The sequence below is a fragment of the Methanohalobium evestigatum Z-7303 genome, assembly GCF_000196655.1.
GTDB classification, from domain to species: domain Archaea; phylum Halobacteriota; class Methanosarcinia; order Methanosarcinales; family Methanosarcinaceae; genus Methanohalobium; species Methanohalobium evestigatum.
This window is the reverse complement of sequence record NC_014253.1, coordinates 1,719,615-1,733,403: the sequence shown is the minus strand read 5'-3', so window position 1 is coordinate 1,733,403 and position 13,789 is coordinate 1,719,615. Positions and strand designations below refer to the sequence as shown.

Here is a 13,789-nt window from a genome sequence, read left to right as displayed (position 1 = left end):
AAATTTGATAAAATATATATTAATACAAAAACAGTTATAAGAATAAATCCAGCAAACTCTGGAATATTGTGTTTAATATAAATCTCAAAGGAGGACGTTATATGGTAAAAGTAGGATTCATCAAATTAGGTAATTTAGGAATGAGCCAGGTAGTAGACCTTCTTGAAGACGAAATAGCAGCAAGAGAAGGAATTACTACCCGTGTGTATGGTACAGGTCCCAAGATGTCAAAGGAAGATGCTGCTGATACTGAAGCATTTAAAGAAGAATTTGACCCTGATTTTGTAATCATCATCAGTCCAAATGCTAGTACACCAGGACCAACAGAAGCACGTCAACTATGGAAGGATAAACCCTGTCTGATAATTTCTGATGGACCAACCAAAAAGGATGACAGACAGGCTATTGAAGATGAAGGTTTCGGTTATATAATTTTACCTGTCGACCCGTTAATCGGTGCAAAGACCGAGTTCCTTGACCCTGAAGAAATGGCATCCTTTAATTCTGATGTAATGAAAGTACTATCCACATGTGGAGCAGTACGCCTTGTCCAGGAAGAACTGGATAAGTTGACATCACAGGTAGATGAAGGTAAATCTGGTGATGAAATAGAGATGCCACATATCTATGCCAAACCACAGACATGTATAGAAAGGTCTGGATTCAGCAACCCCTATGCAAAAGCAAAGGCACTTGCTGCTCTGCACATGGCTGAAAAAGTATCCCAGATCAATCTCCCTGCATGCTTCATGTTAAAGGATCTTGAAGAGGTTGCTTTTACTGCAGCAACAGGGCATGAAATGATAAGAGCTGCAGCAGAACTTGCTGTAGAGGCAAGAGAAATCGAGAAAACAAACGATACTGTTCTCAGGAAACCTCACTCCAAGAAAGGCAAAGTTCTTAGCAAGACAAAACTGTATGAAAAACCACAATAAACGAAAAGTTAATATCTACTTTTCTCTTTTATTTTTTAATATATGGACATTTTAATTGCTTTTACAATAGGTATTATAATATTTCTTGTAGTTGTTGCTTTTACGGCAGCCTTTTTGAAAATGGGGTTTGAACTTAAACAAAATACTACACCATCGCAGGAATATAGAACAGATGATGAAACCGACAAATCCAGATAAATGATTTACTATTTTTAAACTAATCAAAACTGGATATTTTTCTACAAGTGGTTTCTTATATGATAGTAGATATATAAGATACTACTGTATAATGATTAATCTGGGAGTTGAGTGTGGCTCAGATTTATAGACATAATCAGGATGGTGATTATTTTGTCGAATGTATATGAAGATGACAATGTGCGTATTGTTACAGAACCAATCGAAACTGAAAATCCAGTACTTATAGAAGGATTTCCTGGGATCGGTCTTGTCGGGAATATTGCGAGTCAGCAGATAATAGATAAAATAAATATGACCTATAAAGGTTCTATCGAATCAAAATATTTCCCACCGATAGTGGTGTTGTATCAGGGACTGGTTACAATGCCAGTTAGGGTTTATGAAAGTAAAGAATACAATTTATTGCTTGTGGTGTCTGATGTACCAATCAATCCGTCAGTATCCTATGATATAAGCAAGGCACTTGTTGGCTGGTCAAAGTCCATCAATGTAAAAGAGGTTGTTTCTATAGCAGGTATTACAACCATGGAAGAATCCGAAGAAACACATGTATTTGGTGCAGCGACAAACAGTGAAATGCTTGACAAAATCAGGGACCATATAGAAGTATTCAACATGGGTACTATCTCGGGTATATCAGGAAGTGTAATGTCAGAATGTCTGATGCGGGACTTGCCGGCTGTGAGTTTGCTTGGTTCGACACAGACCCAGAATCCAGATCCGAGAGCGGCGGCAGCGGTTCTGGAAGTATTGAATTCCTTATATGGTCTTTCCATCAATACAGAAGAGCTCTTTGAACAGGCAGAAAAAATCGAATCAGAGATGCAGAGGCTTGCAGAAGATGTCAAGTCCTCAGAACAACAGCCGGGTTACAGAAGAGAATTCCCGATGTATGGGTAAGCGGCTTTAATTTTAGAGGTGAAAAACTATGGAATATGTCGCATTAACTGGTATTGCTGAAAATGTGATGAGAGAACTAAAAAATGATACACTGAGAACAGTGGAGATTCGAAGTCCTCATAACTTTTTTACTGCACTAAAACTCAATGTGGGTGACTTTGTTTTTCTTACCCATACAAGTATACAGGACTTAACATCCGGTACTACAGGAGTTGTTGCACGTATAATGAAACATCAAATATCTACTCATCGAACTTTTAGTAGTACCGAAACGTTTTATGAAGAACGTGAAACAACAACAGCAAGAATTCAACTGGACCCAAGAGCATCAGCAAGGGTACGTAAAGTACATTCCAATGATATCGGAGAAATTACAAGAGTAGAGGCTGAACTGTTATCATGTTATGAGGCAAGATAAATTAATAGGGTTGCTAACCAACCATAATCTTTTTTATTTTTAGTTTTTATTTTAATTCCGTGTTTTTGGGGTATTTACCAGCCCTTTTTCAATTCTTTCAATCATTTCAAAACCGATCCCCAGCGGAACTTCCGTATTTCTATAATTACTGTGTTTCCGGGAACCTTTACACCCAAATGATACACCAATACCATCAGAAATTGGGACTGCTGTACAGTCTCCACATACTGATGCCGCACCGAGAGTGTTTATATTGACCTGTTTTCCTTCTTGGTAAGAAAATGCCTGTATAATTCGCATTGCAGACGCGGGTTTTAAAAAAAGAATTAAAACATCAAACTGTTTTTTGTTTCTGGACAGAGGTTCGATTCGAATATAATTATATATTTTTTTTATTCTGGGTAATAATACAGATGCATTGTAGGCTGCATCCCTGTCTTTATATCTTCCAGATTTTAGGTAATACTCAAACGGTTTTTTATCATTTATACCCAGAACATAATTGCCGACAGGACACCTGTCTTTTTCTACATTGAATGTTTCCCCATACCGAGCTTTTTGCACCATTTCACAAAAAAGAAATTGTGTATTTTCTGATATTTGATTACCAGTTTTAGAATCTATAAATGTAACACATACCGGTTCACCATCATCCATCAGTTCCTTTATGTTTGGAATTTTTATATCCTGTCCATTTGTTGATGTTTTCATTGTTAGACCTATATTGGAGTTGTTTTTTCACATCGTTTACATGGTTGTGGGCAAGTCGTGTTGGTTCAGGCAGTTTATGGTTTTTGATACAATCTTTCACAATCGCCAGTGAACTCTCAAGTGATACACGATGACCCGGAGCTATTATAATGGGATTTGTCCCTTTTTTGGATTTGTAAAGATAACCTATTGTTTTACTTTTATAAACAAGGGGTTTAGAAACACCTACTGATTCTGGAGTACCGGATTGAGTATTTCCGCAAAGGATTTTTTTGGCAACACCTATAGTAGGTATGTCAAGGACAGCACCCACATGCGACGCAATACCCACCTTTCGAGGATGATTGATACCACACCCATCAAACATGAGCAAGTCGGGAATATTATCCAGTTTAAAAAGTGCAGATGCAATGGCATCGCCTTCTCTGAATGAAAGGAAGGTCGAAATATAGGGAAATGTTACCTTCTGGATAATATGCGTTTTTTCAATTACATCCATTGTATTGTAGTTAAGTACAACAATACCACAGATAATCAAATCATCCACAAATGCACAATCCGATCCACCAATGATTTCAAGAGGTTCAAAATCATCTTCATATGATATACTTGAGGCGATTTTTGATTGAATCTGTATGAGATTGTCTCTGTCATAGGTATCAGGGTTGAACAATTTTTCAGAATAATTTTTATTCAATCTTAGCCCTCACAGTGGTGAAGACGGGTCCCCGGACTTCTATGTTTTTATTTTTACCGGTTATATATTTTTGAGCAAGTGGGTCGAGTTTGATATTGATTTCAGAAGGAACTTTTACGATCCTGACTCTGGTTTCAGTCTCTGTTTCACCGCTTGCAACCGCTTCTTCGATGTCAAAAGCCGCCTTTGAGGCAAAAGCATCTATAAACCTGATACCTGTACGTGCCGAATCGTTTTCAAACGCTTTCTGCCATTTTTTATTGTTTGGTATGCCAAGTATATCATTATAGTATGCCACGACTTCATTAAATGCAGCAGGTCCGCATAATTTAGTATCTTCTTCCGGTTCGACGACCCATACCTTAACATATCTGCCTTCAATTGTTCCTTCCCATACAAAACATTCGCAGGGGCTTGGTTCAGAACCATGTAATTCGCATTGTTCCACAATATTTTTACAGATTTTTCTCCCTTCATCAGTCAGAGGGGTTTTGTCCACAAATACCTTTTTTGCAAGGTCTCTGTCTTTCATGACCCAATTGCTGTATTTTGTAAGTTGTGGATATGTCATGGCACGAACATCTTCAGCAAGGTTTAATATCATGGCAAGTCTTTCCACACCCATACCAAGATTCATAACAGGATATGGTATATCATACTGGGCAAGAGCTACAGGAGAATAGATACCAAATGTTGCGATTTCTATCCATCCATCGGAATAACTGGTATTTGAGCCGACAAGTTTTGGATGATAGGCAAATACTTCTATCTGTGTATCCGGAACATAGTATTTGCTGCGTTTTTCATCAGGTTTAAATTTAAATTTTTCAAATCCAAATTGTGATAACAATCCTTCAGCAACGGCTTTTCCATAATCAACGCTTACATCTTCAGCCATAATTACACAGGAAGCAGAATAATATGTCATAAGCCGTGCAGCATCTTCCTGCTGTTCTCTTCTGAAACACCTGTCGATTGAAAAAAAGTGGAACGGTGGATATTCCCTTTCCAGCAGTGAACTGAGGCTGATAAACCATCCACTTGTCATGTGGCTTCTTAATGTTTTCCTTGTGGATTGAGGTACAAGTTCTTTAAATTCCGGGAATACTTTATCTATCATTTCAACTACATGAGTATCCGAAACTCCCAGTTGTTCTGATATCTCGATTACAAGGTCGTCGCCTTCAATATCTCCTTTTTTATATGAATGAAGGATTTTTCTGATAGTTTCTATTCCTTCATCCCCTATGTCACCAAGGATACCTTTTATTGAATTGATTCTTTCTTCTGGGATACCTACATTTGGACGTGCTAGACCCGCCAGATAGAAACAACGGTCAAGTACAGTAAGTGCCTCGTGTCCAAATTGTCGATGTATCTCCTGCTCATCCACAATCAGAGGGTTCATCATTTCATCAAAACCCATACGAAGATATGCTTCCCTGAGTTTATTGATGGTATCATAAACAGGATGAGGTTTGCCATATTTTAGTGAGATGTGGGGGTATTGTTCGTTAAGTGCGGGTTGTTTAACTACATCATTTCCACTGTTCCATGCAGCATCAAAGTCCTCTTTAGCCAGTTGTTTGAAACTTTCTGGGTCAAATTTCATACTATGTCCTCAATCATGAATTATAACTTCGACTCGAATTTTTTCATTGTCTCTTCAAGTTTTTGCTGGCGCAGGGCGTTAGTTAGGTCTCCGCGTGTGCGTTCAACAATAGAACGCAGTCTGTCAGTTTTTTGTCTGAGATTGTGTGTTATGGCATCTGGATAATCAAACATCATCAGATTTGAGAACATGGATTCCATTATGTCCAAATACGTTTCACCTTTTTCAGGTTTGTCCTGCCTTATCAGATCAAGAATGTGTCTTCTTAATTCACCACCGGCGTCAGCCATTCCGTTCAGATATGCTGCATACCCTACATTTAAATCATCTGGAGATGGTATTTTGTTTATGTCCCCTTCATTGTAAAGCAGATGATATACAACAACACATTCTACATATTCCTGCTGTGCGTGCCCTACAAACCCGCCATAATATATATCAGGATAAATTCCTAGTTCTGTATTTATTTGCTCAAGGGATTCATGTGCATCATTTAACATCTTGTGTGCTTTGTCAAATTTTTTGTTGTGGATGTTGTACATAACACTCCTACAGATGCGCACCACGTCCCTTGAAAGAGTGAGACCTTTTTCTCGTGCCTTATCCTTTGAATCAAAGTCTTCCAGAATTTTGGCTGTAATATCGTTAATCATTATTAACCTTTAAAATTTACAAGATTTTAATAGTATTGGTGACTTAATTAGTAGTTATTTTAGGCTGGAATATATCCTGAAAAAGGAAAATGTTAATCCAAAATGAATTCAATATACAGTTGTGCCTATAAAATAGTAAGTAGTATAAGTATGGTAAAAGCAGATATTCCTCTGCTTTTTATCTACTTATTTATCGGTAGGTATTGTTTCAAGTTGGCTCACAACATTCCATATCAATGTTCTTGTATGCAATGGTATATTCGGGTCATTGCTTACATCTTCCAGTATGGAAATGCTGGATGAAGCCCTCAGGAATAGCTGTTCGTCACCATTTTGCAGTTTGTCCACAACTTCACTTGCAGACCGTCTTATGTTTCGCGGTACAGAATTATCATTGGCTATTTGTTCCAGAATCTGAACACACTGATTTATAACTTCGTCAACATTAACTTCATCCGACATATCTATCACCTTGGATTAACTCTCTTAACCTAAAATATAAAATAAGCTATAGTTAAGTATTTCTACATCGTTGTTGTTATATAAATACTTTCATTCATATAAATTTATCATATTATTGAATTGATTACTACAACCCATCAACAAATACCAAGCGGAATAATGATATTAGTTATAATATTCATATTTTCTATATTATCCTGTTTATAACCTGGATTGAGATGATTTAGTAGATTTTTAAAATTTATGTTTTCATAACCATTAAATAACCTCATCCTTAAGTAACTGTCAAACCGGTTATGATGTGGAATTAACTATTTAGGAAATGCAAGTATAATTTACATATAACAGAAAAGAGATGATTATATGAGTACTGAAGACCAGGAACTGGACAAAATATCAAAAATGTTGGAATGTGGAGCGACAATGCTATCCCAGCACTGTCAAAGCTGTGGTTCTCCCCTTTTTAGATATCAGGGGGAAATAATTTGTCCAGTATGTCAGGACAGGGAAGAACCAATTAATGAAACTTCTCAACCACAATATCCAACGGATGAGGGATATCAAAATTCAAATGAAGAATCAGAACAGGTTTCAGTTGAAAATGGAAAACCAGAAACTACAACAATATCCAAGGATTCAGATGTAGAATTAACAAGAGACCTTGTGTTGAAAAAAGTAAACAGTGTTGCACAGATGATGCAGGAGGAAAATGACACCAGAAGAGTGTTTGAATATTTTGATATAATCGAGCGTGGGATGGAACTGGTCGAAAAAATCGACAGGAATAGATAACCTGTGTTTAGGATTTATATTTACTTCCTACAATTTCTCTGATTTTTGAAGCGGTCTTTGGTCCTATAAGTTCTGCTTCCTGCAGTTCTTCATAGTTTGCCTTCATTATATTTTCAACAGACCCGAAATATTTTAGCAGACTGCGGGCTGCCCTTGGACCAATATCAGAAATTGCAGATACTACATATTCCTGCTGTTCTGAAAGCAGTGGTGCGGATTTTTTTCCGTGCATACTGACGTCTCGATTTTCATCTTTTTGCTCACGTTTTGCCAGCAGCCTGATAACAGATGCAGTGTCCTTTTCATCCCGGGTATAATATATTGATACACCAAAATCAAGTTCCAGTGAGATAAGTGTGCCATAGACAGCATTCGGATTAATCTGTCTGGCAGAAAACATACCATCACCTTCCAGTATCAAACAGGGTTTTTTATACATTCGGGAAAGGTTGGATACCTGTTCAAACAGTGTTTTATCTATCAATGAATTTACAAAATCTACTGAGCTTTTACGCTCAATTGCTATACGGTCGCTAACAATATAATCCGCGATTTCAAGGGTTTTGATTGTAAAATCAACATCCAGTTTTTCAAGAGAACGTACAACAGTGCTCTTTGTCTCTCGCTGGTCGACAAGGACGTTCAGGAAGTCGGGAGGTTGTCCAGTATCAACATTGGTTTCAGACTCGAAATCAAAAAGTTTCTTCTGGTTGTTTTCACTTTTTCCAGAACCAGATGTGTTTTCATTATTCTGGGACATAATATCTTGTAGATATTTCATATTATCTTGCATCTTGCGTTCTTTTGAAACACTACTCCAGTAATATGCTTCATCCCTTGTCTCCTTGGTGACCAGTACAACAACTCTTCCTTCCTGTTTTCTGGCAGTTCTACCTTTTCTTTGTATACTTCTGATTTCGGATGGTACAGGTTCATAGAAAAGTACAAGGTCGGTTGAAGGTATATCAAGCCCTTCTTCAGCTACAGATGTTGAAACTATAACATTGTATTCTCCAGTTTTGAATTTATCAATAATCTCAACCTGTTGTTTCTGTGTCAAACCCTTGTCGTTGTATTTTGAGCTCTGTCCAACGAATCGTATGGGATACACACCATCCATTTCAGATAACAGATTTGCAAGCATCTCAGCAGTGTCCCTGTAGTTGGTAAATACAATAGCTCTGGAATCGGGATTTTCTTCCAGCTGTTTAGATACAATTTCTCTGGTCATTTCCAGTTTCGGATGTTCTGAACTGCACTCCTTTAATCTGTGAGAAATCTGCTGCATATAAGGGTCTTCAGCCAGCCTTTTGGAAGCCTTACTTCCGCTCTTTAGCCCTGCTTCTCTGTCAAGTCTGTCGTAGTATTTGGTAAGGGCATCCACACCCTGTGTTTCAAGAACTTCAAGAGCATGGTTTACTTTAAGGATTTCAGCCAGTAGCGACAGAGCATTATAGATATTCGGGTCAGGGTCATTGCGCAGCTGTGCATGTAGTCTGCTTTGAAGTGACAGTAAATCTTTCTTTGTAGCTTTCTTCTTTTTTGGAACTGTGTATCCGGTGTCGGATAATTTGGCGAATCTGTCATCAAGGATTTTTTCCAGTAATTGTTTGAGTTTTTTTATTTCATCTGGAAGTTTGACATATTTCCAGTCGATTTGTTTTTTCTGGATATAGGGTGATACATCACTGTCGGTTTCGGTTTTGACAGCAACGGACTGGATTTGGAGGCATTCACAGACTTCATTTATTTTTTCATCGTCACTTCCGGGACTTGCAGTAATACCCAGACATAGAGGATTTTTGCCATTTTCATAATACTTTTCTGCAATGTAGGTATAGGAATAGTTCCCTACAGCACGATGTGCTTCGTCAAACGTTATGTGTGATACATCATTCAGGTCGATTCTTTTTGCAAGAAGGTCATTTTCAATAACCTGTGGAGTTGATACTATAACACTGGAATTTTCCCACAATTCTGCACGTTTTTCAGGTGATGTGTTTCCAGTAAAAGCCTGTATATTGTTTTCTGGTATTGCCAGAGTACTTTTGAGGAAATGAGCATGCTGTTCTACAAGAGGTTTGGTGGGTGACAGTACCAATGCCCTGCCGCCGAATTTTTCCAGCCTTGATGCGATGACAAGAAGTGCTACAGTAGTTTTACCAAGTCCTGTTGGCAGTACCACTAAACTGGAAGTGTTTAATGAAGTACCAGCAAGATTTAACTGGTAAAGTCGCTGTTCAACAGTATTTTCTTTTATCAGTGGATGCTTGATGTAATCTGCCATATTTAAAATATAGATTTTATGCTTCTATTAAAGTCCCTGCATCTTCAAATTTCATTTCACCATTTATGAGATTGTATACCGTATCTTCTATGTTATCCTTAGATAAACGAATCTGTTTCATAGTGTCCCTGTCACGGATTGTTACTGTGTTGTCTTCCAGTGTCTGGTAATCAATGGTAACCGAATACGGTGTTCCGATTTCATCATTACGCCGATACCTCCTTCCAATAGTACCGGAGTCATCGTATGAAACCATCAATCCCTTTTTGCGGAATCTTGCGGATATATCCCTTGCGGGTTTTATTAAATCACTTTTTGACATCAGGGGCAATACTGCTACCTGTATGGGTGAAACCTCATTTTTAAACCTCAATATTATCCGGTAGTCTTCTTCACCATCTTCATTTATCAGTTCTTTATTATAGGCATGTTCAAGTACACAATAAATAATCCTGTCAATACCATAGGATGGTTCGATAACATGGGGAAAGACAGTTTCTCCACTTACTTTGACAGTTTCTTCAGTAAACTCAACCATATCAGAGGGAACTGTATATTCTTCCCCTTCTACATTAACCTGTATATTGTCTTTTTCAAGTTCTTCAGGTGGGAGTTGTTTAAGTTTTTCTGCAATAGTTTTTGCTTTGCCTTTATAAGAAGGTCCGAGTTTACTCATGTCGGGTTTGACTGTAAACTGGTTTACCGTCTCGGGTTCTTCGTATTCTCTATATATAGATAGTTCTGTACCACTGGTATCGGTATGGGCTTTAAGGTCGTAATTGGTTCTATCAGCAATTCCGACTGTTTCTATCCATCCGAATCTATCTGATTCAATTTCTGCATCCCAACAATCAGCGGCATAATGTGCCATTTCGTCTTTTTTGTGTTGTCTGAACCTTAATTTGTCCGGATTTATACCGATGCGAAGCAGAAAGTCTTTGGTAAGGGCTATATGGTATGCAAGATACTCATGTGCTATATATCCTTCTTTAACAGCATCATCCAGACGAATAGGTCTGACAACTCCGCCATTGTCATCTTCTATATACATATTCAGGACAGTGTCAGCATATTTGTCAAATTCAGGATGGGTTTTATCTTCAGGAGGTATGAATATCTCTGCTTCAGCCTGTGTAAATTCTCTGAGCCTTATAACACCCTGTCTGGGTGAAATTTCATTGCGGTAGGATTTGCCAATCTGGGTGACACCAAACGGTAATTTTTCCCGGTAGTATCTGGCAAGCCTGAGAAAGTTTATAAACATTCCCTGTGCAGTTTCAGGACGCAAATATGCAGGTCGACCGCTACCGGGACCGATATTACTGTTAAACATAAGATTGAATGAATAGACACTTCCAAATTTCCCACCACATACAGGGCATGGGATTTCATTATCTTTTATTGAATCTTCCAGTATATTGTTGCTCATGGCTTCGGCTGATTCTATGTCAAGTTCGTCTTCAACAAGATGGTCAGCCCGGAATGCTTCACCGCATTCTTCACATTCACATAAAGGGTCAGAAAAACCGCCAATATGACCTGAAGCCCTGAATACATCCTCTATACCTATAGTAGGAGTTTCGATTTCCATGAAACCTTCCTGAACCACATACATATCTCTCCATATCTGCTCAATCCGGCGTTTCAGGGTGCTGCCCAGTGGTCCGTAATCATAAAACCCTGCAGTTCCTCCATATATTTCAAATGAGTTCCACAAAAATCCGCGCCTTTTTGCCAGTTCTAAAACCTGTTCATATTTGTCCATGATAGTCCTCGTAAAATTGTTGATGTTTTTATCACAAATTGATTGTTTCATGTATCCTGAAGCAAATAAATTATATATTCTGAATATGGTAATTTAATAAGGGAATTTAAATTTAACTTAAACCAGTGATGATTAACTCGTTTTGCAGGGGTTACATGTCAAGAGAATTAAACAGTACTGATATTGATATCTTGTATAAACTTTTACCTGAATTGGATGAAGGGGTTACACACCCAAATACAGATCCATCCTGCCACCGGTATCAAAGTTTTATGCTAAATCAGAAGAGGATTTTAAAGCAAGAGTTAATAAATTATCGGATGAAGACTTAAAATATATTGTTGATTTGATTTTTAAAGGTGATGAGTGTCTGCGATGTATCCGCAGCACTCATGTTGATATGTTGTTCCAGATAGTTTCGTACAGACTTCTCCTGAACAAGCCAAAGACTTGAGGCAAATGTATGAAATCGTCCAGAAATGAATCAAACATTTTCTCTGGATTGGAATACTTCATCAACAGTCATACCTTCGTGTACAATTTTTGCAACGTCATTGACCATTGCTGTTGGGTCATTTGCCTGGAATACATTTCTTCCCAATGCTACTCCTTTTCCACCTGCCTGGATGGAATCATATACCATCTGAAGAATCTGTCTTTCATCCTCCATATGGGGTCCACCGGCAATTATAACTGGAACTGGACATCCCTTGACAACTTCTGAAAATGAATCAATATCTCCAGTGTAGTTAGTTTTTACTATGTCAGCACCCAGTTCGGCACCTACTCTTGCAACATGTTTTACATATTCGGCATCATGTTCTGATGAAATTTTTTCGCCTCTTGGATACATCATGGCAAGTAGTGGTATACCCCATTCATCACATTTTTTACCGATATATCCAAGGTCCTGAAGCATTTCCGCTTCATCGTCAGCACCAATATTGATATGCACAGAAACAGTATCAGCACCGACTTTGATAGCCTCTTCTATGGTAGTTACCAGAACCTTGTGGTCAGGGTCAGGTCCAAGAGAAGTCGATGCTGACAGATGAATGATAAGCCCTATATCACGTCCGTAACCTCGATGACCATGTTTAGGGAGTCCCATATGACCCAGAACAGCATTTGCACCGCCTTCTGCAACACTGTTTACTGTAGTGGGCATATCAATCAAACCTTTTATAGGTCCGGCACCAACACCATGGTCCATCGGTATTATTATTGCGTTGCCAGTGTCTCGATTGAATATCCTTTCCATTCTTACTGATTTGCCAATTTCGCTCATGTAGAATGCAAAGGTTTAATATTACATATTTTTTGTGTAAGATCTTAATATATAAACAGTAGCATCATACCTTAATTTGTATCCTTTATAACGACGTTAAAAATTTCAACGCTTTTATAATATTTAACGCAGAAAAATTAACAGCATCATTTATTATATATATCTATAGTTCATAATGATGTGATTGACAGCAGACGTAGAGGATGATGAATAGTTCTACATCTGCTTAAAAGTAGAGACGAGCGGATTTTATGGTTGAGTGGGGGTTCAACCATCAGGGAGATGTGGTTTAATGTAGTTCCGACTACCCAGCCTGTATAATTGGGGGGGTTATCACAGGCTGGGTAGCAAACTTCTTCTATATTTGTTCGCAACCAGCAAACCTTAATTATCTAAAATATATAGTTTTTCTGATTTTTAAGTTCATTATGTTTTAGACATTTTCGTTCTGATATTGACCTGTGTATCCTTCAATAACTTCACTATCCAGTGTATAGAACAACATCTGCATAATTCTGGCATTTTTCTTTAATCTAAATCCTGAAAAGTTGTGGACAACGAGCATGGATTCACTTCTTCCTCTGTATCCGGCATCCCATACTGCAGTTTCCAGACTTACACCACACCTTATCAGACTTGATCTTGGTTTTGCAATTGCTGCTATATTTTTTGGCATATTGACGATTTCATTAAAAATAACCTTATAGATACCATTTGGAAGGTTAATCCACCCTTCGCTATCAAATTCCAGTGTTTCTCCTTCTGGAATGACCCGTTGTTTATTGTCAAAATCAACAGAACCAGTACCTTTAATTGTTCTTATTTCTTTAAGAGTCATTTCTATTCCGTTTGGCTGTATCTGGGTGTTTTGGTCCTGTAAATTTTCCATAAGTGGTGGAGTCTGGCTCATCATTTTCTTTAATTCGTTTTCTGATAACAATGTCATAATATCCTTTTCCAGATGTTTTTAATTATTCTTTCCATTAACTGGAGGTAATAAACTTTTATAAATATAAATAAAACTCCGATATCTTCAGCATCGTGTTATGCATAAACAATTAGTAGAAA

General features: G+C 37.8%; 14 protein-coding genes. 5 read left to right on the top strand and 9 right to left on the bottom strand.

Features of this window, described 5'->3' with window-relative positions; all coding sequences use genetic code 11:
• Positions 1-101: 101 nt before the first annotated feature.
• From METEV_RS08615 to METEV_RS08605, 4 genes are all read left to right on the top strand, one after another.
• A complete protein-coding gene (locus tag METEV_RS08615; RefSeq protein ID WP_013195130.1) occupies positions 102-935 on the top strand; it encodes a F420-dependent methylenetetrahydromethanopterin dehydrogenase in 834 nt (277 codons plus the stop codon).
• Positions 936-977: 42 nt separating this feature from the next.
• Positions 978-1,133 carry a hypothetical protein gene (locus tag METEV_RS12405; protein ID WP_013195129.1) on the top strand — a complete coding sequence of 52 codons (156 nt, stop codon included), beginning with the start codon at positions 978-980 and terminating at the stop codon, positions 1,131-1,133.
• A gap of 141 nt (positions 1,134-1,274) precedes the next feature.
• Entirely contained in the window at positions 1,275-2,036 is a 762-nt protein-coding gene (locus tag METEV_RS08610; protein WP_013195128.1) for a proteasome assembly chaperone family protein, read from the top strand.
• Positions 2,037-2,064: 28 nt separating this feature from the next.
• Positions 2,065-2,454: a DUF473 domain-containing protein gene (locus tag METEV_RS08605; protein ID WP_013195127.1), complete on the top strand. Its 390-nt coding sequence runs from the start codon at positions 2,065-2,067 to the stop codon at positions 2,452-2,454.
• A gap of 51 nt (positions 2,455-2,505) precedes the next feature.
• Here METEV_RS08605 and METEV_RS08600 read toward each other — a convergent pair whose 3' ends face one another.
• The 5 genes from METEV_RS08600 to METEV_RS08580 form a co-directional block, all read right to left on the bottom strand.
• The gene (locus METEV_RS08600) at positions 2,506-3,165 is read right to left on the bottom strand and encodes a DUF169 domain-containing protein (RefSeq protein ID WP_013195126.1); all 660 of its coding nucleotides are present in this window, start codon (positions 3,163-3,165) and stop codon (positions 2,506-2,508) included.
• The gene (locus METEV_RS08595; protein WP_013195125.1) at positions 3,104-3,862 is read right to left on the bottom strand and encodes an endonuclease V; all 759 of its coding nucleotides are present in this window, start codon (positions 3,860-3,862) and stop codon (positions 3,104-3,106) included. Before METEV_RS08595 ends, METEV_RS08600 begins: the two co-directional genes overlap by 62 nt.
• Positions 3,855-5,474, bottom strand: coding sequence for an O-phosphoserine--tRNA ligase (gene sepS, locus METEV_RS08590; RefSeq protein WP_013195124.1), 1,620 nt, complete (start codon positions 5,472-5,474; stop codon positions 3,855-3,857). The genes METEV_RS08595 and sepS overlap by 8 nt, the downstream gene beginning before the upstream one ends.
• Positions 5,475-5,494: 20 nt before the next feature.
• Positions 5,495-6,127 carry a translin family protein gene (locus METEV_RS08585; protein ID WP_013195123.1) on the bottom strand — a complete coding sequence of 211 codons (633 nt, stop codon included), beginning with the start codon at positions 6,125-6,127 and terminating at the stop codon, positions 5,495-5,497.
• Positions 6,128-6,313: 186 nt separating this feature from the next.
• Positions 6,314-6,589 (bottom strand): UPF0147 family protein, encoded by a 276-nt coding sequence (locus tag METEV_RS08580; RefSeq protein ID WP_013195122.1) that lies wholly within the window; start codon positions 6,587-6,589, stop codon positions 6,314-6,316.
• Positions 6,590-6,952: 363 nt separating this feature from the next.
• On the opposite strand from METEV_RS08580, the gene METEV_RS08575 reads away from it, so the two are divergent.
• Positions 6,953-7,381 (top strand): Sjogren's syndrome/scleroderma autoantigen 1 family protein, encoded by a 429-nt coding sequence (locus METEV_RS08575; protein ID WP_013195121.1) that lies wholly within the window; start codon positions 6,953-6,955, stop codon positions 7,379-7,381.
• 7 nt (positions 7,382-7,388) lie between these two features.
• Here the strand turns inward: METEV_RS08575 and METEV_RS08570 are convergent, their stop codons facing one another.
• The 4 genes from METEV_RS08570 to METEV_RS08555 form a co-directional block, all read right to left on the bottom strand.
• Positions 7,389-9,668, bottom strand: coding sequence for a DEAD/DEAH box helicase (locus tag METEV_RS08570; protein ID WP_013195120.1), 2,280 nt, complete (start codon positions 9,666-9,668; stop codon positions 7,389-7,391).
• Positions 9,669-9,684: 16 nt separating this feature from the next.
• A complete protein-coding gene (gene glyS / locus METEV_RS08565; RefSeq protein ID WP_013195119.1) occupies positions 9,685-11,433 on the bottom strand; it encodes a glycine--tRNA ligase in 1,749 nt (582 codons plus the stop codon).
• A gap of 484 nt (positions 11,434-11,917) precedes the next feature.
• Positions 11,918-12,721 carry a 2-amino-3,7-dideoxy-D-threo-hept-6-ulosonate synthase gene (locus METEV_RS08560; RefSeq protein WP_013195118.1) on the bottom strand — a complete coding sequence of 268 codons (804 nt, stop codon included), beginning with the start codon at positions 12,719-12,721 and terminating at the stop codon, positions 11,918-11,920.
• A 433-nt stretch (positions 12,722-13,154) separates the two neighbouring features.
• Positions 13,155-13,667 (bottom strand): deoxyuridine 5'-triphosphate nucleotidohydrolase, encoded by a 513-nt coding sequence (locus tag METEV_RS08555; RefSeq protein WP_013195117.1) that lies wholly within the window; start codon positions 13,665-13,667, stop codon positions 13,155-13,157.
• Between the last annotated feature and the right edge of the window lie 122 nt (positions 13,668-13,789).